This window comes from Subsaximicrobium wynnwilliamsii (assembly GCF_007997225.1).
Classification (GTDB): Bacteria; Bacteroidota; Bacteroidia; order Flavobacteriales; family Flavobacteriaceae; genus Psychroserpens; species Psychroserpens wynnwilliamsii.
In genome coordinates this window covers 121,296-143,183 of record NZ_VORM01000003.1, presented here as the reverse complement: position 1 = coordinate 143,183, position 21,888 = coordinate 121,296, and the positions used below count along the sequence as shown (strand labels likewise).

Annotated in this window: 20 protein-coding genes and 1 other RNA gene; 9 read left to right on the top strand and 12 right to left on the bottom strand. The window is 40.8% G+C overall.

The genetic code is table 11. The features are described 5' to 3' along the window. Positions 1-64: 64 nt before the first annotated feature. From deoC to clpB, 3 genes are all read right to left on the bottom strand, one after another. The gene (deoC, locus tag ESY88_RS03530) at positions 65-727 is read right to left on the bottom strand and encodes a deoxyribose-phosphate aldolase (protein WP_147084636.1); all 663 of its coding nucleotides are present in this window, start codon (positions 725-727) and stop codon (positions 65-67) included. Between the two features lie 293 nt (positions 728-1,020). After that, positions 1,021-1,455, bottom strand: a complete 435-nt coding sequence (locus tag ESY88_RS03525) for a hypothetical protein (protein ID WP_147084635.1) — start codon at positions 1,453-1,455, stop codon at positions 1,021-1,023. A 216-nt stretch (positions 1,456-1,671) separates the two neighbouring features. Continuing rightward, complete coding sequence (clpB, locus tag ESY88_RS03520) at positions 1,672-4,281, bottom strand: ATP-dependent chaperone ClpB (RefSeq protein ID WP_147084634.1); 2,610 nt, start codon at positions 4,279-4,281, stop codon at positions 1,672-1,674. Positions 4,282-4,783: 502 nt separating this feature from the next. Between clpB and ytxJ the strand changes: the two genes are divergently transcribed. Continuing rightward, positions 4,784-5,176 carry a bacillithiol system redox-active protein YtxJ gene (gene ytxJ / locus ESY88_RS03515; RefSeq protein WP_147084633.1) on the top strand — a complete coding sequence of 131 codons (393 nt, stop codon included), beginning with the start codon at positions 4,784-4,786 and terminating at the stop codon, positions 5,174-5,176. Between the two features lie 323 nt (positions 5,177-5,499). Then, positions 5,500-6,240, top strand: a complete 741-nt coding sequence (locus ESY88_RS03510) for a class I SAM-dependent methyltransferase (RefSeq protein WP_223270706.1) — start codon at positions 5,500-5,502, stop codon at positions 6,238-6,240. A 1-nt stretch (position 6,241) separates the two neighbouring features. Here ESY88_RS03510 and ESY88_RS03505 read toward each other — a convergent pair whose 3' ends face one another. Genes ESY88_RS03505 through rlmD form a run of 3 tightly spaced genes read right to left on the bottom strand, consistent with a single transcriptional unit; the run spans position 6,242 to position 8,945 of the window. Further along, positions 6,242-6,988 (bottom strand): DUF6048 family protein, encoded by a 747-nt coding sequence (locus ESY88_RS03505; protein WP_223270705.1) that lies wholly within the window; start codon positions 6,986-6,988, stop codon positions 6,242-6,244. Next, the gene (locus ESY88_RS03500) at positions 6,960-7,514 is read right to left on the bottom strand and encodes a DUF6452 family protein (protein WP_147084631.1); all 555 of its coding nucleotides are present in this window, start codon (positions 7,512-7,514) and stop codon (positions 6,960-6,962) included. The genes ESY88_RS03505 and ESY88_RS03500 overlap by 29 nt, the downstream gene beginning before the upstream one ends. A gap of 18 nt (positions 7,515-7,532) precedes the next feature. Then, on the bottom strand, positions 7,533-8,945 hold the full coding sequence (rlmD, locus tag ESY88_RS03495; protein ID WP_147084630.1) for a 23S rRNA (uracil(1939)-C(5))-methyltransferase RlmD: 1,413 nt from the start codon (positions 8,943-8,945) through the stop codon (positions 7,533-7,535). Between the two features lie 301 nt (positions 8,946-9,246). On the opposite strand from rlmD, the gene rocD reads away from it, so the two are divergent. Then, entirely contained in the window at positions 9,247-10,527 is a 1,281-nt protein-coding gene (rocD, locus tag ESY88_RS03490) for an ornithine--oxo-acid transaminase (RefSeq protein WP_147084629.1), read from the top strand. A gap of 73 nt (positions 10,528-10,600) precedes the next feature. Here rocD and ESY88_RS03485 read toward each other — a convergent pair whose 3' ends face one another. From ESY88_RS03485 to ESY88_RS03475, 3 genes are read right to left on the bottom strand one after another with little or no spacing between them, the layout of a single operon-like run. Continuing rightward, positions 10,601-10,936, bottom strand: a complete 336-nt coding sequence (locus tag ESY88_RS03485; protein ID WP_147084628.1) for a CCC motif membrane protein — start codon at positions 10,934-10,936, stop codon at positions 10,601-10,603. Between the two features lie 13 nt (positions 10,937-10,949). Further along, a complete protein-coding gene (locus ESY88_RS03480; RefSeq protein ID WP_147084627.1) occupies positions 10,950-11,228 on the bottom strand; it encodes a DUF2752 domain-containing protein in 279 nt (92 codons plus the stop codon). A gap of 51 nt (positions 11,229-11,279) precedes the next feature. Continuing rightward, the gene (locus ESY88_RS03475; RefSeq protein WP_147084626.1) at positions 11,280-13,058 is read right to left on the bottom strand and encodes a T9SS type A sorting domain-containing protein; all 1,779 of its coding nucleotides are present in this window, start codon (positions 13,056-13,058) and stop codon (positions 11,280-11,282) included. A gap of 110 nt (positions 13,059-13,168) precedes the next feature. Here ESY88_RS03475 and ESY88_RS03470 point away from each other — a divergent pair, with 110 nt between their 5' ends. Both ESY88_RS03470 and ESY88_RS03465 read left to right on the top strand, forming a co-directional pair. Then, positions 13,169-13,363, top strand: a complete 195-nt coding sequence (locus ESY88_RS03470; protein ID WP_147084625.1) for a hypothetical protein — start codon at positions 13,169-13,171, stop codon at positions 13,361-13,363. Between the two features lie 2 nt (positions 13,364-13,365). Further along, the gene (locus tag ESY88_RS03465) at positions 13,366-13,911 is read left to right on the top strand and encodes a DNA mismatch repair protein MutS (protein ID WP_147084624.1); all 546 of its coding nucleotides are present in this window, start codon (positions 13,366-13,368) and stop codon (positions 13,909-13,911) included. A gap of 21 nt (positions 13,912-13,932) precedes the next feature. On the opposite strand, the gene ESY88_RS03460 is transcribed toward ESY88_RS03465, so the two are convergent. Further along, on the bottom strand, positions 13,933-14,859 hold the full coding sequence (locus ESY88_RS03460) for a hypothetical protein (RefSeq protein WP_147084623.1): 927 nt from the start codon (positions 14,857-14,859) through the stop codon (positions 13,933-13,935). A 137-nt stretch (positions 14,860-14,996) separates the two neighbouring features. Here ESY88_RS03460 and ESY88_RS03455 point away from each other — a divergent pair, with 137 nt between their 5' ends. Continuing rightward, the gene (locus ESY88_RS03455; protein ID WP_147084622.1) at positions 14,997-16,151 is read left to right on the top strand and encodes a cysteine desulfurase family protein; all 1,155 of its coding nucleotides are present in this window, start codon (positions 14,997-14,999) and stop codon (positions 16,149-16,151) included. Between the two features lie 483 nt (positions 16,152-16,634). On the opposite strand, the gene ESY88_RS03450 is transcribed toward ESY88_RS03455, so the two are convergent. Further along, on the bottom strand, positions 16,635-19,070 hold the full coding sequence (locus tag ESY88_RS03450) for a TonB-dependent receptor (RefSeq protein ID WP_147084793.1): 2,436 nt from the start codon (positions 19,068-19,070) through the stop codon (positions 16,635-16,637). 53 nt (positions 19,071-19,123) lie between these two features. Beyond that, complete coding sequence (locus ESY88_RS03445; RefSeq protein WP_147084621.1) at positions 19,124-20,809, bottom strand: M23 family metallopeptidase; 1,686 nt, start codon at positions 20,807-20,809, stop codon at positions 19,124-19,126. A 180-nt stretch (positions 20,810-20,989) separates the two neighbouring features. On the opposite strand from ESY88_RS03445, the gene ESY88_RS03440 reads away from it, so the two are divergent. From ESY88_RS03440 to ssrS, 3 genes are all read left to right on the top strand, one after another. Then, the gene (locus ESY88_RS03440) at positions 20,990-21,280 is read left to right on the top strand and encodes a hypothetical protein (protein ID WP_147084620.1); all 291 of its coding nucleotides are present in this window, start codon (positions 20,990-20,992) and stop codon (positions 21,278-21,280) included. A 19-nt stretch (positions 21,281-21,299) separates the two neighbouring features. Then, entirely contained in the window at positions 21,300-21,593 is a 294-nt protein-coding gene (locus ESY88_RS03435) for a cell division protein ZapA (protein ID WP_147084619.1), read from the top strand. Positions 21,594-21,647: 54 nt separating this feature from the next. Continuing rightward, positions 21,648-21,777, top strand: a non-coding RNA gene (gene ssrS, locus ESY88_RS03430) — 6S RNA. Positions 21,778-21,888 lie beyond the last annotated feature (111 nt).

Genomic DNA, 21,888 nt, shown 5'->3' with positions numbered 1-21,888 from the left:
CACCAATGAAGATTCAAAAGAAAAAATAGGCCTTGGGTATAGGTGTCGCTTAACTATTGGCTATTTAATGATTCACACCAGAAAGTTCGCTTTCTGCGATATCAACACCTTTAGAGGTGCCAATGCGCTCCACGCCAATATCAATGTATTTTTTTGCGGTTTCATAATCGGCTATGCCACCAGAAGCTTTGATTTTACAGTGATTCTTGACTGTTTTTCTTATAATTTTTGCTGCAGTCAATGTGGCACCATTTTTAGTAAAGCCGGTTGAGGTTTTGATGAAATCCACATTGGCGTCCATGCAAATTTCCGAAGCCTTAACCACACCATTTTTGGAAAGCTCATCAATTTCTATAATGACTTTCAAGGGTATGATTCCTATTGCAGTCTTTATTTCGGTCATATCCTTATAGACTTCCACGTAATTTTGGCTTTTGAAAAAGCCAATGTTCATGACCATGTCAATTTCATCGGCTCCTTGCTCTATGGCTTGTTTGGCTTCAAAAATTTTTGTTTCAGTAGTTGATGCACCTAAAGGAAAGCCAACAACCGTACATATCTTGACATTGGAATTTCTAAGTAATTGTTTGGCCAATGAGACATAACACCCATTGATGCAAACAGAATAAAAGCGATGTTTTTTGGCTTCGTTGCAAAGGTCGATGATGTCGCGCTCGGTGGTGGACGCCTTAAGCATCGTATGGTCTATGTAAGAGTTGATATTCATGTAATAAATAGATAAATAGTTTATAACGTCAAATTATAGGTCTATAGAAAACCTATAAAAGCCTATTATTTCTAAATGTAAATTTGGGGATCAATAGCTGCGCAAAGTTAGTAATTTAAAACATATGTCATAAACGTAAGTCTTAAAGTTTTGTTGTCTTTGCCGAAAAATCACTTCAATTTTAGTAGCGTTTAAAGCTAATACACACTAAAAAGTATGGCTGTAACGCTTCGAATTTAAGATGTTTTGATTGCCTTGGTTTTATTTATTATGGGTTTTCTAACAACAAACGCTCATTTAGATTCTGACCCTTGTTTTAGGTTTTTTTCACGCGCTACATCGTCTTTAGCATTTTCCTTGCTTACAATTTGATGAACCCATCTAATGGCATCATTCAAATTCTCAAAAATGGCGTAGGGTTTATCATAAAATTCTTTTTCGAACTCTGCATTCTTTCGCATCAATGCTGTATCGGGAATCATGGCAATTGCTACTAAATTTGGTATTTTTTGAGCTTCAGTGTAAATCATTGGATTTACAGAATAGGATTTGGCCCGATTTGATACATAGACCATGTTTTTTCCGCTGAATAATTTTTGTATATATTCATTGAGGAGTTCATTGTGCTTGGGTTCAATGACTACGCCTTCCTTTATTTGATTGCTGATAAATTCATCAAACACGAATAATTCTGAGTCTTCGAGATCGAAGTAATTGATAATGCCCATAATATAATGTAGATTTGGTTGATAAATATGCTATAAAAATATCGATTAATGTACTTGTATTTCAATCAATATCACAATTTTTTTTTCTAATAATTTAGGAATATAAAAAATTATAGATATAATCATTAATACATACAACACAAAAAAGCGCTCTATAGGCTTTCTGAAAATGACCAATAGAACGCTTAAAATTTTAAACTAACTTTAATTTTGTAATTAAACCTCTTCGGAAACTTCGTGATCTTGATTTCTAAAAACCAGCTTCTCATCAAAGGCATCCAATAGAATAATACTATCGGTAGTGACTTTGCCTGAAAGTATTTCCTTGCTCAGTTCATTGAGTACTTCTTTTTGAATAACGCGTTTTACAGGTCTTGCGCCATATTCCGGATTATAGCCTTTTTTGGACAAATAAGATACCGCTTCTGGAGTCGCATCAAAAACAATCCCTTGCTTAGCTATCATTTTTTTAACACTCTTCAATTGTAGACCCACAATTTTAGAAATGTTTTCCTTGGTTAAAGGGGTAAACATGATGGTGTCGTCAATTCGATTTAAAAACTCAGGTCTTACTGTTTGTTTGAGCAAGGCAATCACATCTACTTTAGCAGCTGCCATAGCCGATTCCACATCTTTTGTAGCTTCAAAACGTTCTTGAATGATATTCGCACCCATGTTAGAGGTCATGATGATAATGGTGTTTTTAAAATCGGCCACACGCCCTTTATTATCTGTCAATCGACCCTCATCCAAGACTTGCAATAGAATATTGAAAGTGTCTGGATGTGCCTTTTCAATTTCATCCAATAAAACCACTGAATAGGGTTTGCGTCTTACGGCTTCAGTCAATTGTCCACCCTCGTCATAACCTACATACCCTGGAGGCGCACCTACCAAACGGCTCACACTGTGACGTTCTTGGTATTCACTCATGTCGATTCTGGTCATGGCATTTTCATCGTCAAAAAGATATTCGGCCAAGGCTTTGGCCAACTCGGTTTTGCCAACCCCAGTAGTCCCTAAGAAGAGAAAAGTACCAACCGGTTTTTGCGGATTCTGTAAACCTGCCCTTGAGCGTCTCACGGCATCACTAACTGCAGTGATTGCCTCTTCTTGACCCACGACGCGTTTGTGAAGTTCGTCTTCCAATTTTAGGAGTTTGTCCCGTTCGCTCTGCAGCATTTTAGTTACAGGAATCCCAGTCCATTTTGCCACTACCTCTGCAATATCGTCATAAGTGACTTCCTCTTTGATCAAAGCGCTTTCACTCTGATTTTCCTGCAATTCTTTTTGTAGTTTTTCAAGTTCTTCTTGGGCTTCCTTGATTTTACCGTAGCGAATCTCAGCAACTTTACCGTAATCGCCCTCGCGTTCAGCACGTTCGGCTTCTAGTTTGAATTCCTCGATATTGGCTTTAGCGGTTTGGATGTTGTCAACCACTTCTTTCTCACTTTTCCATTTGGCATAGATCTCATTGCGATCTTCCTTAAGATTGGCTAAATCTGCGCGAAGGGATCTTAATTTAGACTCATCATTTTCCCGTTTGATGGCCTCTATCTCAATTTCCAATTGCATGACCTTGCGATCCAATACATCCAGTTCCTCTGGCTTGGAGTTGATTTCCATGCGTAATTTTGAAGCTGCCTCATCCATTAAATCAATGGCCTTATCAGGAAGGAACCGGTTGGTAATGTAGCGTTGAGACAATTCTACCGCTCCAATAATCGCCTCATCCTTGATACGGACCTTGTGATGGGTTTCATACTTTTCTTTGATGCCACGAAGAATGGAAATCGCACTTTCGGTATCTGGTTCATTGACCATCACTTTTTGGAAACGACGCTCTAAAGCCTTGTCCTTTTCGAAGTATTTTTGATACTCATCCAATGTGGTGGCACCAATGGCGCGCAGTTCACCACGAGCCAAAGCAGGTTTCAAGATATTGGCTGCATCCATGGCGCCTTGACCGCCACCTGCGCCAACTAAAGTATGGATCTCGTCAATGAAAAGCACAATATCGCCGTCACTGTTGGTTACCTCCTTAATAACTGCTTTGAGCCGTTCCTCAAATTCGCCTTTGAATTTTGCGCCAGCAATCAATGCACCCATATCAAGCGCATAAATTTGTTTGTCAATCAAATTCTCTGGGATGTCACCATCAACAATGCGATGAGCCAAGCCTTCTGCAATAGCGGTTTTACCGGTACCAGGCTCTCCCACTAAAATGGGGTTGTTCTTGGTACGACGCGTCAAAATTTGGAGGATACGTCTAATCTCCTCGTCACGACCAATCACGGGATCCAATTTACCATCCTTGGCCAGTTGGTTGAGGTTTTTGGCATATTTATTTAAAGAGTTGTAGGTGTCTTCCTGACTTTGGGAAGTCACGCGATCGCCTTTGCGTAATTCTTCGATTGCTGCCTTTAGGCCTTTTTCTGAAACGCCTTGATCCTTGAGCATCTGCGCAATCTTACTGTTTGATTTGAAGATGGCCAGAATTAAATGTTCTACAGAAACATAGTCGTCATTCATTTTTTTGGCAATGATAGACGCTTCATTCAGTGTTTTATTTAGTTCTCGGGACAACATGATGTCGCCACCTGAAACCTTCGGATAGCTTTCCAATTGTTTGTCAACTGCAAGCTGAAGCATATTGATGTTGACGTTCAATTTTTTCAGGATAAAGGGCAACACATTTTCATCGACATCAAAAAGTGATTTGAATAGGTGCTCATTTTCGATTTGCTGATGACCCAGACTTTGCGCCAACTGCTGAGCTTGTTGGATCGCCTCTTGGGATTTTATGGTATACTCATTGAAGTTCATAGTAGTGCCTGCAAAACAGGTATCTTTTAAATGTTGTTAGACAATTACTTTATATGTAAGCTCATTTGTGCATTGGTAAATGTTAACTTGAGTTTTGAAAGCACACATGAAGCCTATTATTTGTAGTTTTACAAGTGGTTTAATTCAATTATCTTACCAATCTGAAAAGCAATAAAGCACAAGACAATTTGTCGGTTAAATCCAGTAATAACGTGACGTTTCGTCAGCTTGAAAGGTTTCTATAAATATACGACAGAAGTTATCGGGTTTCTGAATCTAAGCTTAGAATTACCTTGAAACATTTGCTTAGGGTAGCTTTTGTCATTTTGATTTTTTATTTTACAACCTATTATAAAATAATCGGGCAAAAGTCTCCCGCTTGCGTTTTGGATTCTTGGTCTAAGGTTTAAAGTTGAGAGACTTCTGAATGATAACGAGAATACAAAGCTCCATTTGGGGATTTAGGGGACACACAATAAACAACAAAAAAACAAAAAAAATTATGGGATTTTTAAATTCAATTTTTGGCTCTTCGGAGTCTTCAGGATCTAAAGAAGTAAAAGAATTGCCTTGGTTGGCGTTAACCGATAAACAGCAATTGGAAACGATTGAAGCACAATCAAAAACCAAAACACAGGTTATCTTTAAGCACTCTACAACGTGCGGGATCAGTCGTATGGCCATGAAACAATTCGTCTCGGGGTATGATATGGATGCCAATCTGGATTTGTACTATTTGGATTTGCTCAGCTATCGGGACGTGTCGAATGCCATTGCAGAAAAATTTCAGGTCATGCACGAATCGCCACAAATGTTAGTCATAAAAAATGGTACAACAGTGGCCCACGCCAGCCATAGCGCCATCAATGATTTGGTTCTCGAGAAATTTGAATAAGCCTTATCGTAAGTACCTGCGGCCTAAACCCGTTGCGTTCCACCATGGAATAAATTAAGCCCTAGGATAAGAACAGAAATCACGGGACATTTTTTGAAGTTATGGATGCCTTTTCACTGGAAATGCTAGGTGTGCGAATTGCATGTGAGTCAATTTAAAAGATAACGTTATCCTGAGAATTGAAGCCCGAGTTTTAAACCGTTTAGATCCTAAGAGCTTTGAGCAATTGGAAATAAGAGCAGAAAAAGAGACAACAAACCTCAAAACGTTCAAAGAAAAACGCATGCTACAGCGTGATACGGGTAATCAAAAGAAAACATAAAATGAAAATGCTTCAGCGAGTCAAAAATTTCAAAAATTTCATTATTGTTCTGCTACCGCTCATTGTGCTGCAGCTAAGCTGTGCCCAAGACGCAAAGCCTTCCGAAGCCTATGTTTTTAAAAATGGCAACCCAAACGGAATTGGCAAATGGTACATGGGGCGTGAAATTGCCCATGTGATGGGATTTCAAGGTATTGATTGGTTAGAGCGCACAGCGCGCGAAACAGAGGAGAATACCTCTAAACTAATCAATAACATGAACATCAAAACTGGCGATACCATTGCCGATATTGGAGCGGGATCGGGCTTTCATGTTTTTAAAATGGCCCCCTTGGCAAAAAACGGATTGGTTTACGCGGTGGATATACAAGAGCAGATGCTAAAAGCCATGGAGGCCCGGATCTACAGGGATGATGTAAAAAACGTGAGTTTGATAATGGGCAATGAAAAAAGTGTGAATCTACCAGAAAACTCGGTGGATAAGTTGCTCATGGTCGATGTGTATCACGAATTCAACGATCCAAAGGAAATGATGGCCTCTATTGAAAAGGCGCTTCGGGCAGATGGTAAAATCTATTTGATCGAGTATCGGGCTGAAGACAGCGCTGTTCCCATCAAAAAAGTACACAAAATGAGCGAAGCACAAGCCGTCAAGGAATTTGAAGCCGCTGGTTTTGTTTTAGAGGAAAATATGGACAACCTGCCTTGGCAGCATTGTATGGTGTTTGTGAAAAAGAGGTAATTCAATTTTTTGGCTTTTCCACCACAATCAATTTATCCTTTTTGAAGATGGGGATGAGGTAGGACAGCGTATAACCGAAACCAACGCCAATACCACCACTGTCATAAGTTCTATTGAAGCCGGGTATAAAGAGATTTTCAAAACCCACTGGCTCGTCTTGGGAAATGCGACCCTTGATTTGCATGTTGACGCCCATAAAGAGATTGGCAAACAGTTCCGCTTTGAGACCAATTACCAATTCAGCCCAAATAGCTGAGAGTCCGTTGAACTCATCGCCGGGTCTAGCGGTGTAGGTTTGGTTGAAAAAGGCTTGATTGGTATCATAAACCGTAAACTCATTAAGGGTCTGGCTGAAGCTGCTCGCGCCAACCCGAAAACCGGTAAAGATCATATTCTGCATGTCCAGCCAATTGGTATAGGTATTATAATCAAAACCTGCCTTAAAGTAGGTTCCTGAGGCCGTTACATTTAAATACTCATTGGCGATGGTTTTTTCTTCGGTACCCAATTCGCCCGCCAAATAAATGCGCTTTGAAAAACGATAGTCGGCATTGATCTCAAAACCGGTATAGTCACTATCGGCAAAAGACCTAATGACCTTGCCAATATCAACACCCAATCGCAAGCCGTACTTTTGTTTGTAAACTAGTGTGTCTTGTGTACTTTCATTGTTGTCTTGCGATGCCGAAATCTTTGGAAGCAGCATCAAGACCACAAGGCTAATGGTAAAGGATATAGTGTACTTCATCTTCATTATCGACGGTTTGTATTAATTGTTCGGTGCTTATGATCCAATTGTCCTCATCGGTTTGTTCTAATACGCTTCCGTTGAACCCAAACTGAAAAATGCTCTTATAGCCGCATGCTCTGGAGACATATATAAATTCTGGTGTATAACGTATTTCGATCAGATCGGCGTTTGAACTGGTGTTTGGGTTATCGTCTGATGCTAAATTGGCGTCTTTTTCCAATAGGTAACGCGTAACGGTTAGGGTGCCAGCTTCTTGAAATCGCAAAGGCAATTTGATGCGACTTGGATTTGGCCCTTCTTCCAAATTTAGGGTATCTATTGCTAGACCTTCATCGTCTAAACCAATGACGCGTAAACTACTTACCGCTTTTTCTTCATCAGGATTGGCGATGTTGTAAAAATCGATGACCAAACGTGGGGTGGTCACGGTATTCTCTGAGCAAATATCATCACGCTCACAGCTCCAAACTAGGATTGCGAATACAGCAATAGCAAAAAGACTTAAGGGTTTGTAGGCTTTCAAATTTATGGTATTGGTTGCTTATATTTTTTCTAAGAGTACCACGTTTTCCACATGGTGGGTTTGCGGAAACATATCTACCGCCTGTGTTTTGGTAATCTTATAATGTGCTTTCATCATTTCCAGATCTCGAGCTTGGGTGGCACTGTTACAACTCACGTAAACCAGTTTATTTGGTGCAATGTTCAAGATTTGTTGTACCACATCTTTGTGCATCCCGTCGCGTGGTGGATCTGTAATAATGACGTCTGGCTTCCCGTGTGCTGCGATAAATGCGTCGTTGAACACGTTTTTCATGTCGCCCACATAGAAGTCAACGTTTTCTATGCCGTTTAATTGTGCATTTTCTTTAGCAGCGGTAATGGCGTCTGGCACCGCTTCAACACCCACCACTTTTTTAGCCTGCTTGGCCACAAATTGGGCGATGGTGCCTGTGCCGGTATAGAGATCATAAACGAGTTCGTCGCCTTTTAGATTGGCAAAATCGCGTGTGATTTTATAAAGTTCGTATGCTTGCGCAGAATTGGTTTGGTAAAAGGATTTGGCATTGATCTTGAATTTCAAACCTTCCATCTCCTCGAAGATATGGTCTTTGCCTTTATAGCAAATCACGTCTTGATCATAAATGGTATCGTTCGCCTTTTCGTTGACGATGTATTGCAGGGAAGTGATCTGCGGAAAACTATCTGACATAAAATCCAATAGCGACTCACGTTTTTCTTGGTCTTCCTTAAAAAACTGGACCACTACCATCAAGTCTCCCGTTGAGGAGGTACGAATCATTAAGGTTCGCAACAAACCCGTTTGCTGTCTCGTGTTGAAAAACTCCAATTCATTGGACACTGCAAAATCCTTGACTGCATTGCGAATGTCGTTTGAAGGATCTTCCTGCAACCAACATTTGTTGATATCCAAGATCTTGTCCCACATGCCCGGAATATGGAAGCCCAAAGCATTGCGGTCACCTAGGTCCCTGTTAGATTGGATTTCTTCCTGTGTCAACCAGCGGCTATCGCTAAAGGAGAATTCCATTTTATTGCGATAGAAATACTGCTCGGCAGATCCTAAGATTGGCGTGACTTCTGGTAGCTCCAAATGCCCAATGCGCATGAGGTTGTTGGTCACTTCTTTTTGTTTGTATTCCAATTGGTACTTGTAGTCCATATCCTGCCACTTGCAACCGCCACAAACGCCAAAATGTTCACACTTGGGCTCGGTGCGTTTGTTGGATAGGGTATGGAACTTGATGGCCTTGCCTTCAAAATAGGATTTTCGTTTTTTAAAGGTTTGCACATCCACGACATCACCGGGCACTGTATTGCCCATGAATATCACGCGGCCATCGGGTGCCTTTCCAATGGTCTTGCCTTTTGCGCCTGCATCTACAACGCTTACGTTTTCAAAAATCTGTTTTGCGGTTTTCTTTCTTGCCATGTGGCAAAAATAGAATGTTTTTGTTGTTTCGCCACGAATTCAGGCATGATTTATTAGTAGTTTTAAATTACGCATTGCAATGGATCTGGTAATAACCAAATTTTTGGCTTATAATGGGCGTATTAGCTTAAAATATTATTAAATCTAAAATTTTTTCTCATTTTTTGATTAAATTGCAACTCCTTAAGGATGATTTCTCTCCCACGCTGCTTTTTCGTCCCGATGTCTATCGGGATTTCGAAAGAATAAAGGTACAGTAGGAATGGACAATTTTTTATTCATTCAAAAACACATTTTTATTATGGCCGTAACAGACCAAATCACATCGCAACAGGCGATCGATCTAGAAAACAAATATGGAGCGCACAATTACCATCCGCTACCAGTCGTCTTGAATAGGGGCGAGGGCGTTCACGTTTGGGACGTTGAAGGCAAACAGTATTATGATTTCCTATCGGCTTATTCCGCCGTAAATCAAGGGCATTGCCATCCAAAAATAGTAAACGCAATGCATGAGCAGGCAAAAACCTTGAGTTTGACCTCCAGAGCATTTCACAATGATATTTTGGGCAAATACGAAAAATATGCTGCGGAATACTTTCATTTCGACAAGTTGCTCCCAATGAATACCGGTGCTGAAGCGGTAGAGACGGCCTTGAAAATCTGTAGAAAATGGGCTTATGAAGTGAAAGGCATTCATGAAAATGAAGCAGAAATCATCGTTTGTGAAAACAATTTCCACGGAAGAACAACAACCATCATCTCATTTAGTAATGATACTGTGGCCAGAAAGCACTTTGGGCCTTACACGGAAGGATTTATAAAAATTGAATACGATAATCTTGAAGCACTAAAACAAGCATTGGAAGGCAATAAAAACATTGCGGGATTCTTGGTGGAACCCATTCAAGGCGAAGCAGGCGTTTATGTGCCTAGTGATAATTATTTAATTGAAGCGAAAGCCTTGTGTGAGAAACATAATGTTTTGTTTATTGCCGATGAAGTGCAAACCGGTATCGCTAGAACCGGACGTTTATTGGCAACCTGTGGCAACTGCGATTGTGCCGATAAAAATTGTTCTGGCACGCCAGACGTGAAACCAGACATCTTGATTTTAGGTAAGGCGCTTTCTGGAGGGGCTTATCCAGTATCGGCAGTATTGGCCAATGATGCGGTTATGAATGTGATTAGACCTGGGAATCATGGCAGTACGTTTGGAGGTAACCCTATTGCTGCAGCAGTGGCAATGGCAGCTTTGGAAGTAGTACGTGATGAGGATCTGGCAGAAAACGCATTTCAATTGGGAGAACTCTTTCGAAGTGAAATCAACAAATACATCGAAACCAGTAACATCGTGAATTTGGTAAGAGGTAAAGGCCTCTTGAATGCCATCGTGATCAATGATGATGAAGATAGCGATACCGCCTGGAACATCTGTATAGCCTTGCGCGATAACGGACTCTTGGCAAAACCAACCCACGGTAATATCATACGTTTTGCACCACCTTTGGTAATGACTAAAGATGAGCTCTTGGATTGCGTGAGCATCATTACGAAAACGCTCAAAGACTTTGAAAAATAAGTTCTAGATATTTATAAAAACAAAAAACCTCAATGCGATTTGCATTGAGGTTTTTTTATGGATAAAAAGAATACTATTGATTTTGCTGTTGCTGTATCTGCTCCATCATGTCTTCCCACTGCAGCATGATTTCATCCCAACCTATGGTGTAGATTCTGTAAGCGGTATATAGCAAATAAACCACGTTAATGATCAAGATGATCATTGCCACTAATTTAGCGGTGTTCATTTGTTTGACGCTTGCAGGGTCATAAAGTTCTGGGTCTGCCTGTGCTTCCTTGAGTTTGTTCATTGCAATGATCAAGGCAATACCTGCAAAGATAAATCCGATGCCGCCTAAGCAGCAGCAAAGCAAACCTAAGATTGCCAAGACATAAACAAGTACAGGGCTGAGTTTTTGTTGTTCCATAATTAAAAGTTGATTAAATGATTTTTATGAGGTAGCTGCCAATAATGACAACCACATTGGTTAGCGCTAAAATAACAATAATTTTATTAGCGTATTTAAAATGTGCAAAGGCATTGACAATGATAAATGCAAAAAAGAAAATCAAGGTATAAATGGCAGGATACATTTGCAAGGCAGCGATAAATTCGCCATTGTAAATCAAGGCCAGTGCGCGTTGCATCCCACAACCGGTGCACTCAAAACCTAAGATTTGTTTGTTGAGACAAGGCAGCATGTAGTCTTCTGGGGACATTGATTTTAGTTTTAGGGAATTACAAATGTAACAAATGTGTAAAACCCGTAATCAATTTTTGATGATGACTTTTTTAGAAATGTTTTGCTTGCTTTCCAATCCAATGCTAAACACATAAACTGCAGCACTTAAATTCTCGGTGGACAGGGTGTAGCGCTTTTTGGTATCTAAATTAGCTTGATGCAAAATTAATTTTCCGTTCACATCATAGAGGCTTAGTTGTTGGATTCCTTTTTGCTGCGGATTTAAAATCACAAGTTCTTGGCTATTGCGGTTTTGGAATACTTCAAACTGCGACGCTGCCACAGTTTCAATAGCCAGCGAAGCCTGTTGGAATGTGATTTCAAAACGCGACGGGTAGTTACCAGCTTCAAGGTTGATGCTGTAATTTTGCTGGGTCAGGTCCGCATAGATATTGGTTAGCTTGTCGTGAAGATAGATGGGCTGGGCATCGTCAAAACGCTGCACATCGAAGAGGCTAAAATCAACGGGCTGGTTTGAAGCCACTTTAATTGCCAAAGGAATTTTGAGTTGGGTATCAAAAGCATGCGCTTGAATCACATAAGGCACTTCATTTAAAAGCCAAGAAACTTCGGTATCGGCAGTGCTTCCAAGTTTTGCTTCCAATCCATAATCAAAAGCTTCCGTGGCGCTGTGATGAAAATTTTGAAGCAGTTGTCTTGTAAATTCAGAATTGAAAATAACATTCAGTCTAAAGCGCTTGTAATCTTCGGGCACGATGTTTAATCCCCATGCATTGTATGCTGTGTTTTCTTCCGTGAAATCATTGGAATTCGCTTCCGTAGCCCTAAAAAAAGTACTGTAACCGGCAGACTCCTTTTCAAAAACACGATGCTCGTTTTTTAGATAAACCAATGCTTCAGAAGACGTTGCTGCACTGCCTTCAACCATAAAACCTTGCCCAATTGGGATGTAGCGCTGCGCTATTTTCAACCCCGCTTCAGGCAGTGGGGAAGCATTTCCGGAGCTATCATAAGCAGAAAACGTTGCATGCACAAAGGATTCCAATCCAGCATCAGAAATTGTATAAGTCGCATAACCACCAACATAATCACTCGTAAAATGGGTAGTTGGGCGCTGGTCCCAATAATAGAGCACGCCCGTGGTTGTTGGTGCATTTATATTGACATTTTGTGGATCGTGTATCAATTTTAGAGCATCTAAAGCGGAAGGATAAGGATTGCCAATGAGCGTGTATTGATTGGCGGCAATTTCAGCAGTAATCGTTCCGTTATTTGGTTTTCCTCTAAAATCGTACAGCTGACTTCCCGTGGGGTCTGTGCCTATGCCTTTCATGGTAAAGCCTAATCCTGTTGGGATGGGGCTGCTTTCATTGATGGAATTCCACTCTGCATATTCATCGGAAGCAATAAAGGTATAGAGCCAACGTCTTGAGATGGTCAAGGGCGACGATATGCCATTATGATTTGAGCTAAACAATGCATCAGCACTGGAGGTCAAGCCTGTAGCATCGTCGATGAGGTCAACCCGTGCTGGTTCATTCCCATTCGCTGCGGAAGGGTTCCCAACTGGTGAAGCCCAATAGTTATAGGCAAATTGGTTGGTATTTCCGTTTTGGTAGACACTGAGTGCCCCAATTCCAGAATTACCGGTAGTGCCATTACCTTGGAGGAGTTGGCCTTCATTCCGAAGGTATATCTTGGAGTTTTCCTCACTCAAATTAACGGCGTTATTGACGAAGACCACTTCGTTGGAGACGAACATAAACGCTTCATTACGAAGGTTCAATTGTGAAAAACCAAGTAAGCTACTTAAAATTAAAACGATAATTAGATACTGTTGTTTCATATTATGGTGGTTGTCGCCCTTAAAAATAAAATTTATTGTATTTAATATTTTTTTTCCTTCGCTCTAAATTCCATAATTTCGACAAACTGTTAATTTTTAAGGATGAATTTATGAATATCTCGAAAACACTAAGTTATGTAATGATTTTGATTGGTGCGATGGTCGCCATATATGCCAAAGCACAAGTAAACCAAAATGAGTATATTTTAATTGGTGGGATTGTTCTTTTAATGGTAGGTGTTTATAGAATATCCCGCAACATAAGCAGTAAGAGCGAACGCGAAAATGATAACGAAAGTCAATAGCAATGGAGTTTAAAATAGGTGATCTTGTTTCGGTATTAGACGATAATATCTCTGGCCGAATTGTCAACATACATGCTGATGAGATAAGTATTGAAACTGAAGATGGTTTTGAGATGAATTTCACAAAAAAGGAACTCATCAAGGATAAAACCCTAGACTCAGACTTGTTCAAGCATTCCGATATGGATACTGTGCTTCAGGAAAAGGAACAATCGCACAAAAAGAAATCGGTAGGCGTAAAGCCTAAAGAGCGTAATTTACCCGCGATGGAGGTAGATCTCCATATTCATCAATTGACCACCTCCCACAAAAACATGAGCAATCATGAAATGCTCAACTTGCAACTGGATACGGCCAGGCATAAATTGGAGTTCGCCATTAAAAAGCGCATCCAAAAGCTGGTGTTCATCCATGGCGTGGGTGAGGGAGTTCTTAAAATGGAGTTGGATTACTTATTTGGACGTTATGAAAACGTCAAGTTCTATGCTGCCGATTACCAAAAGTATGGTTTGGGTGCTACGGAAGTGTACATCTTTCAAAATGCATAAATAGAGCGTTTGCATTTAATCCTATTCTTCCTCTAGCGGAAGCATTAACGGTGGATTCAATTCATAGTCGCCCATAATCAAGGTCGAAAGTTGTAAGATCTCAATGTTGGGTGTTAAAATCACAACTCTTACGGTCACCGACCTCCTGTATTGTGTGAATCTTAGGTTGTCTTGAGGAAATGATTCTGTAGCGCTGTCGTCTAAAAAGCGTGGCACATTAATCATTTCACTCTCTGGATCAAAGTCGTCACTCAAGGTTAAATTACCATTTTCATCCTCATCCTTTGTTAGAACTAGGTCTCCATCGTCGTTGTTATCGAGATAATTTGGTGTGCCATCGCCATCGGTATCCAATACCTCTCCAAATTGACCGTCTTCAGTGATCTGTACGCCCTCATTGATGGTCAACACATTGTCATTGTCGTCATCGGCATCTTGATAATCTGGCAAACCATCACCATCGGTATCAATGGCATCTGGATAGGAGCCATCTGCTGCTTGTGCACCCCTTCCTTCTAATTCGGAAGGAATTCCGTCCATATCATCATCAACAAAAGTTGAAATAAAACTGGCCTTTGCGCCAGCGGCAGCCTTATAGTCGTTAATAATAGTGGTTCCAGGTTCTGGGACCACTTGGCAAATAAGGTTGTTGGGATCGCCGTCATAGATTCTATAACTGAAGCTTGTATTGACCCCATTAATTTCAATTTCTTTTATGGCGCCATAGCTTGTGGGATTGAAAATAACGCGATTGCCTGCCACCGGAAACTTCAAGGTCAAGGACTCGTTGGGATCTAACTTGGTGTCGTAAAGCACGTAAGTCTCACTTTCGTCATCGCCGCAGCGTTTCAATTCTTGATCAAAATCCAATTCTGCCTCAATGATATCGCCATCATCGCAAGAAGCTAGGACAAGGCACAGGAGAAACAAGACATAAACTTTTGGCATAACAGGTGCGTTTTAGACAAAAATAAAGGAATTTGCGACTTTGGCGCATTGCCATTAACAAATAATTTTGAGCATTACCTCAACGGGTTTCAAAAGCCGATGGATTGTTGCATCTTTGTGACTCTAATTTTAAGCTTATGAAATCGGTTTATTTTGATAGTGCAGCCACTACCCAAATGCGTGATGAGGTTATTGAACGTATGGCCAATGTGATGAAAGATTATTACGGTAATCCTTCTTCAACACATGGTTTTGGGCGACATGCCAAATCCCTTCTTGAAACCTCGAGAAAGACGATAGCTTCTTTTTTTAACGTGTCGGCTGCTGAAATTATTTTCACTTCCGGTGGCACCGAAGCCGATAACCTGGTATTGCGCAGTGCTGTCAAAGATTTGGGCGTGACCGAAATCATTAGCTCCAAGATTGAGCACCATGCGGTTTTACATACTTTGGATGAGTTGCAAAAGGAATTTCCCATAAGTGTGAACTATGTGAATGTTCTAAAAAACGGACATATCGATATGGACCATTTGGAGCAGTTGCTGCAATCGCCAAAAAAGACCTTGGTGTCGCTCATGCATATCAATAATGAAATAGGCAACCTACTTAATATTGAAAGGGTTGCCAATCTCTGCAAAGCGCATCAGGCGCTTTTTCATAGTGATACCGTGCAATCGGTTGGGCATTATCAAATGGATTTACAGGAAATACCCATAGATTTTATGGCAGCGAGTGCCCACAAGTTTCATGGACCAAAAGGTGTTGGCTTTGCTTTTCTTCGGAAAAATAGCGGTCTTCGGGCTTCAATTTATGGAGGCGAGCAGGAGCGTGGCTTGAGAGCTGGGACTGAAAGCATCCATAACATTGTGGGTATGGCCGATGCTTTGAGCTTGGCTTATAAACATTTGGAAGCCGAGCAAGAGTACACATTGAGTCTGAAAACCTATTTTATAGACCAGCTGCAAGACGCATTTCCTGACATTCAATTCAATGGGGATTGCGCGAATCCAGAAGGCAGTACTTATACCTTGTTGAATGTCTGTTTGCCTTTTACAGCAGATAAAGCATCCTTATTGTCCTTTCAATTGGACCTCAAGGGGATTGCCTGTTCACGAGGAAGTGCCTGCCAAAGCGGAAGTTCCCAAAACTCACATGTGCTTACTGCGATTCTGGAGGACGACTACTTGAAGCGACCGTCACTTAGATTTTCATTCAGCAGTTTTAATACCAAGGAAGATATTGACTATGTGGTTGAGGTGCTGAAGGAGTTTTCTGGGAATGGCATGGCTTAGAAGAGCTGCTGTTCCTTTTTTTTAGAATTTGTGGGATAGGGGAGTAGGAATTAGGAATTAGGGATTAGGGAGTAGGGAGTAGGAAGTAGGGAGTAGGTGCTTGGGATGAGCTTTTAGGTTATGGATTGCTGATGCAGTTCTCAGATTTTAGCTGTTGTTCCTTTTTTTTAGAATTTGTGGGATAAGGGAGTAGGAATTAGGGATTAGGGATTAGGGAGTAGGTGCTAGGGATGAGCTTTTAGGTTATGGATTGCTGATGCAGTTCTCATTTTCAGATTTGTTTTAATGGCTGCATTGCACTCAAAGGCTTTGCATTTCTAGGGAGCAATCCCGCGGCTTTCGACCCTTCTTTTTTAAATCTTCTTAAATTTTAGTCTTAGTTGTTTTTACGGATATTTGGCTTGCTATATCAATTCGCAAAAGACCTTTCAGGTTTTGAGAACCTGAAAGGTCTAAATGAGATGGGCTATTTCCTGATACTTCCTAAAATCTGGTACTCAACCGCACATTAAATACGCGAGGCGTCAAAAAATTTGGAATGGCGAATTGGCGCTTGCTGTACACGTCCCTTACCCAAGTGTTTGAGATGGTGTTTTGTGCATTGAACATGTTGTAGATTTCAACACCTAGCGTAAGCTCTTTAAATACTTGTTTCCATTGGGCGGAATAAGTCTTGTTTTGGTTTACCAACACATAAGAGAGCCCAAGATCGGCACGTCTGTAATCGCGCAGTCGGCTTTGGTAAACATAAGGGTCGGCATAACTGGGTGAACCTCCGGGAACCCCTGTGTTGTAAATGAGATTCAGGTACATTTTTAAGTCGGGAATATTAGGCACATAATCCTGAAATAAAATCCCGAACTTCAAACGTTGGTCTGTTGGTCTGGCAATGTAGCCTCTGTTTTCAATATTTTCTTCAGTCTTTAAATAACCAAAGCTGAACCAACTTTCAGTACCCGGCACAAATTCACCGTTTAGTCGCAAATCAAGGCCGTAGGCATAGGCCTTGGCATTATTTTTTGCACGATAGCGAATCCGAACATTCTCCAAAGTATAGGGATTCACATCGCTTAAATGTTTATAGTAGGCTTCAGTGACCAATTTGAAGGGGCGATCCCACATTTTAAAACTGTATTCATTGCCCACTACCAAGTGAATGGATTTTTGTGCTTTTACATCGGGTTGCACAATGCCCGAGGAATCTCGTAATTCTCTGTATAATGGTGGTTGGTAATACACCCCACCAGCAATTCTAAACATCATATCCTTCTCCCAATCTGGTTTAATGGCAAACTGCGCTCTTGGGCTAACAACTAGTTGATTGGAACTGGAGACCCCTTCCTCGTTCGGGATTTCGCTATTGACGTTCCAACTGTGGGCACGAAGTCCTGCATTGTAAAACACTTCATTGCTGCCCAGCATGGTGCGTTTGCTCCACTGTGCATAAGCCTGAAGTCTATCGATTTTTACGTAATTGGTGGCACGTATATTTTGAAAAGCGGTCAAGGGACCTTCAAAAGGTTGGTAAGGTTGATTGTTTGGGATGTTGAAAATGGGAGGCCTGACTGAAAAACCTGCACTATCTATCACTTCCCATTCCACCAAGCGGTCACGCAAATCTTCATGGGTGTATTTTAGGGACCATTCCAAGGTGCTTTCATCCTTCAATTTGTAATCGCCTTTATGCTCAATGTTCACGATCACGGCATCCAAATCGTTTCTGGCGTGTGTGAATTGGGAGCCTATGCCTTCCGTGAATTCCACTTCGCCAAGGTTTTCATCGCCAATATTCGTATTGACCTCACCAAGTCTGTACTGTGCCAGAATATCAAAATATTCCTGTTCAGTGGTGTGATAGGCAGACGCGATCAATTTGAGGTTTAAGTCTTCCGAAGCAAAATAGTTGGCTTTAAAAGCGCCAAAAGTGGTTAGGTATTTGTCTTTTTCCTGACCTTCATAAAACACCTGCAGCGCCACAGGTTCATCTAAGGTGCCAAAATTGGTTTGGCGATTCTGTGGTGTGAAATCATATTGGTTGAGTGAGATGTTTCCGAGGAAATTTAAATGAAACTTATCACTGAACTTGTAGGTCAAAAAGGTCTGCACATCGGCAAAAACCGGTACGACGTCGCTTTCGGTTTCTAAAGAATTGATGAAAAGACTATTGTCACGGTAGCGCAAACCTACGATCCCCGAAAATTTGGAATCTTTACTTACCGCTTCCGCAGTGACACTTCCACCCAGAAGGCTCGCATCTGCCCTGATCCCAAAATTGATGGGATTGCGATAGGTTATATCCAAGACCGAAGAGAGCCTATCGCCATATTTGGCCTGAAACCCGCCTGCTGAAAAATCGACGTTTTGCACCATATCTGTATTTACAAAGCTGAGGCCTTCCTGTTGGCCAGAGCGAATCAAGAAGGGACGATACACTTCAATTTCATTGACATACACTAAGTTTTCATCAAAATTGCCACCGCGTACTGAATATTGGGTGCTCAATTCGTTGGAAATATTAAATCCAGGAAGCGTTTTTAAGATGTTCTCGATACCCGGTTGCGCACCTTTTATGGTTCTTAAAATTTCGGGAGAAATGGACAGCACGCCATCAACCGACTGCCTGGTGTTGGTATTGATGACCACTGCAGCAATTTGCTCCACTTCAACCTTCATCACCGGATTGAATTCTAAGGCCTGACCGTTTTTCAAATTGAAGGTAGCCACGACGTTTCTATGTGAGATATGGGTAAATGTAACCACAACGTCTTCATCGGCAGGGACTTTGAGTTCAAAAAAGCCATTGTCATTAGAAGTGGTGCCTAGGTTGCCAGAGCTAATGCTCACGCTGGGAATAGGTTGGTTGTCATCGTTCAAGATGACCCCTTTGATGGTTGCGGTTTGGGAGTTTCCGTAGAACATGCAGGCAAAAAAGGCCAGGCAAAAAGTAAGCTGTAATTTCAAGAGTTATCGTTTTATTTTCTATAGAAGGTTGCTTCAAAAGTAGCGCTATTTCCTACATTATCGGTTACAATGAGTTTGAAATTATTTTCAGTATCTGTATTGATATTGTCGCTAAAATCATAGGTAAGCGTATTTCTCTTATACTCATATTCCATCAAAATCCATTTGCCATTTATGGTGGCGCGGTAATTACTAATCCCAGATAAATCATCTGAAATTTTTAAGACGAGCGAGCTTGACTTGCTCAGCCACTGCTTATCCTTAAAATTCACGGGTCTAATTGATGGGTTTACCGTATCGCGTGCCAGGGCAAAAGTACCCAAGGTTTTAGTGCTTGCAGATAATTTATCACCTATACGCTTCGTGCTGATGTAACTTGGCCTTTGGTAATACCCGTAAAGTTGTGCGATAAAAAGTTGCTGTTTGTCGTCGTCGGCATAATTGCTAATATCATATTGTATGCTGTAATAATTCATAAGCGGAACCACGTCTTTATGCAGTCTCAACGTATCGCTGCGCACACTAAAATCAATGTTGAAATCCTCATAGAAGGTATTGGGACGAAAGTTGACCGATACATTTTCTTGTTCAAGCTCATTGGCCGTGCTGGCATTGATATAGGTGTTGGGATTGAGCTCATAGGCCTCGAGAATTTCCTTGGCTGGTTTGGCCACAATGGGTATGGAAAGCCAGGTGTCATTACCCTTGAAATCGAGAATTCTAATTTTGTAAACGGAATCTGTGCTGTCTTCAATCTTTACATAGCCATCGTTCTCAACATCTTTGAACATGCTTAGCGTATTGCCAGGTTGAATAAATAATTTCTGAACGCGGGCAGATTTGTCCTTATAAAGTTCATAATCAATGTAGCGATTGAGGTGTTTGGTCTCAGCAAAACTGAAGCGTTTGAAATCAATTTGAAAATTCTTGTTGCCATTAAAAAACGTTTCAATACTGCCCAAGCCATTTTTATTATTGGCGCCATCCAACTCATCGTTGCTTTCAATTCCAAAACCAATTTCCCCAAAAGCTTCAATGGGCGCTACGGTGTAGTCGCCATCACTTTTTGGGATCAACCGCAGCTCGACCCTTTTCTTGGATTCATTAACATGGGAGTTTCTGTCTTTGGGATAAGCGTAAACACTAGAGATGTAAGGAAGTTTCTTATCTGGTACCTCAAAGCCAAATAGCATGGGGTTTATAGGTCGCTCGGCGTTATCGCGAATTTCAAAATGAAGATGCGGGCCGCCAGAACTACCTGTATTGCCGCTAAGAGCAACAAGATCGCCAGCTGAAACTGGTAATTCTGAAGCTGCGGGAAATTCTTCCACCTCATAGCTTTCCTTCGCGTATTGGCAGGCTTTCACGTATTTTTCAATTTCTGGTGCATATTTTTCAAGGTGTGCATACACGCTAACATAGCCATTTGGGTGGGTGATGTAGAGCGCTTTTCCGTAGCCATAGTTTGAAACGTCAATTCGACTCACATAGCCTTCCGCGACGGCGTAAACATTAAGCCCGGTGCGCTGTTGTGTTTTGATGTCCATGCCTGAATGGAAATGATTGGATCGCAATTCACCAAACGTGCCAGCGAGCACCAGATCAATATCCAACGGACTTCTAAAATAATCTTGCGGATATTGCGCATGGGCTAAGACGAATTGTAAGCAGAGTATAGGGAATATTAGGTATTTCATAAATTTAAGTAGACTGCTAAAATATCAATAAGAATAGTATCCACAAAATGCTATTGCAATAAAAGTATTCTAAGCTAATGATATTAAGAGTATAACTAAATTATTTAAAATTTATGCGAAAACAATTGCGATTTTTAAATTGGTATGTTAACTTTGTTTCAACAGTATTGAAATTTGTAAATGAGTAAAATTGAAGCTATTGTTGATTCGTTAGAGCATAAAATTGGTGAGGTTTTACAGAGACAGGACGTTTTAAAACAGGCCAATGCCAGTTTAACGCAGGAGTTAGTGATTGAAAAACAAAAGAATCTCGAGTTGCAAGAGCAAATCGAAGTTTGGACGGAAAAGCATGAAACTCTAAAAATAGCAAACTCTTTACTGGGCAGTGATGAGAATAACAGAGAAACAAAGCTCAAGATAAACACATTGATTCGTGATATTGATTATTGTATCGCTCAATTGTCTGAATAATTAGTGCAAAGCAAACAACATGGCAGAACAGCTTAAAATAAAGCTATCCATAGCAAACAGGGTATATCCCTTGACCATTGCACCGGGCCAGGAAGAAGGGTTGCGCAGTGCAGCAAAGAAAATTGAGACCATGATAGGGCAATTTGAACAAAATTATTCCGTTAGAGATAAACAAGATGTATTGGCGATGTGCGCCTTGCAGTTTGCCTCTCAAGTGGAGCAGAAAACAATAGATACAGCCGATGTTAGCCATGAAGTTGAAACAAAGCTGGAAGCATTGAATCAACTCTTGCAAGCACATATAAGTGCTTAACGTTCTTTAAAATACAATAGGTTACTGCCTACATTAGTTATTTATATTTGATAAACTCAACGTTAATTCTTTAAGAAGGGTGAGTTTAAGTTGTAAAATCGAGCTGCTAGTGCTGAACTTGCTTCAGTATCTCGAGCAGATTTTTGATCAGCTTGTTAGCCCTAAACTTGTTTTTAAGGGGTTTATGCAAAATTCTAAACTGATGTAGGCTTTTTTTTGGCCAATACATTAGGTTTTATGGTCCTGCCTGAAATTTTTTAACAGTGCTTTGATTGCTTAAAGTCAAGTGCTACAT

Coding starts and splice junctions, on each gene's coding strand:
- deoC (WP_147084636.1), bottom strand. CDS start 727: ATGAATATCAACTCTTACATAGACCATACGATGCTTAAGGCGTCCACC.
- ESY88_RS03525 (WP_147084635.1), bottom strand. CDS start 1,455: ATGGGCATTATCAATTACTTCGATCTCGAAGACTCAGAATTATTCGTG.
- clpB (WP_147084634.1), bottom strand. CDS start 4,281: ATGAACTTCAATGAGTATACCATAAAATCCCAAGAGGCGATCCAACAA.
- ytxJ (WP_147084633.1), top strand. CDS start 4,784: ATGGGATTTTTAAATTCAATTTTTGGCTCTTCGGAGTCTTCAGGATCT.
- ESY88_RS03510 (WP_223270706.1), top strand. CDS start 5,500: ATGAAAATGCTTCAGCGAGTCAAAAATTTCAAAAATTTCATTATTGTT.
- ESY88_RS03505 (WP_223270705.1), bottom strand. CDS start 6,988: ATGAAGTACACTATATCCTTTACCATTAGCCTTGTGGTCTTGATGCTG.
- rlmD (WP_147084630.1), bottom strand. CDS start 8,945: ATGGCAAGAAAGAAAACCGCAAAACAGATTTTTGAAAACGTAAGCGTT.
- rocD (WP_147084629.1), top strand. CDS start 9,247: ATGGCCGTAACAGACCAAATCACATCGCAACAGGCGATCGATCTAGAA.
- ESY88_RS03485 (WP_147084628.1), bottom strand. CDS start 10,936: ATGGAACAACAAAAACTCAGCCCTGTACTTGTTTATGTCTTGGCAATC.
- ESY88_RS03480 (WP_147084627.1), bottom strand. CDS start 11,228: ATGTCCCCAGAAGACTACATGCTGCCTTGTCTCAACAAACAAATCTTA.
- ESY88_RS03475 (WP_147084626.1), bottom strand. CDS start 13,058: ATGAAACAACAGTATCTAATTATCGTTTTAATTTTAAGTAGCTTACTT.
- ESY88_RS03470 (WP_147084625.1), top strand. CDS start 13,169: ATGAATATCTCGAAAACACTAAGTTATGTAATGATTTTGATTGGTGCG.
- ESY88_RS03465 (WP_147084624.1), top strand. CDS start 13,366: ATGGAGTTTAAAATAGGTGATCTTGTTTCGGTATTAGACGATAATATC.
- ESY88_RS03460 (WP_147084623.1), bottom strand. CDS start 14,859: ATGCCAAAAGTTTATGTCTTGTTTCTCCTGTGCCTTGTCCTAGCTTCT.
- ESY88_RS03455 (WP_147084622.1), top strand. CDS start 14,997: ATGAAATCGGTTTATTTTGATAGTGCAGCCACTACCCAAATGCGTGAT.
- ESY88_RS03450 (WP_147084793.1), bottom strand. CDS start 19,070: ATGTTCTACGGAAACTCCCAAACCGCAACCATCAAAGGGGTCATCTTG.
- ESY88_RS03445 (WP_147084621.1), bottom strand. CDS start 20,809: ATGAAATACCTAATATTCCCTATACTCTGCTTACAATTCGTCTTAGCC.
- ESY88_RS03440 (WP_147084620.1), top strand. CDS start 20,990: ATGAGTAAAATTGAAGCTATTGTTGATTCGTTAGAGCATAAAATTGGT.
- ESY88_RS03435 (WP_147084619.1), top strand. CDS start 21,300: ATGGCAGAACAGCTTAAAATAAAGCTATCCATAGCAAACAGGGTATAT.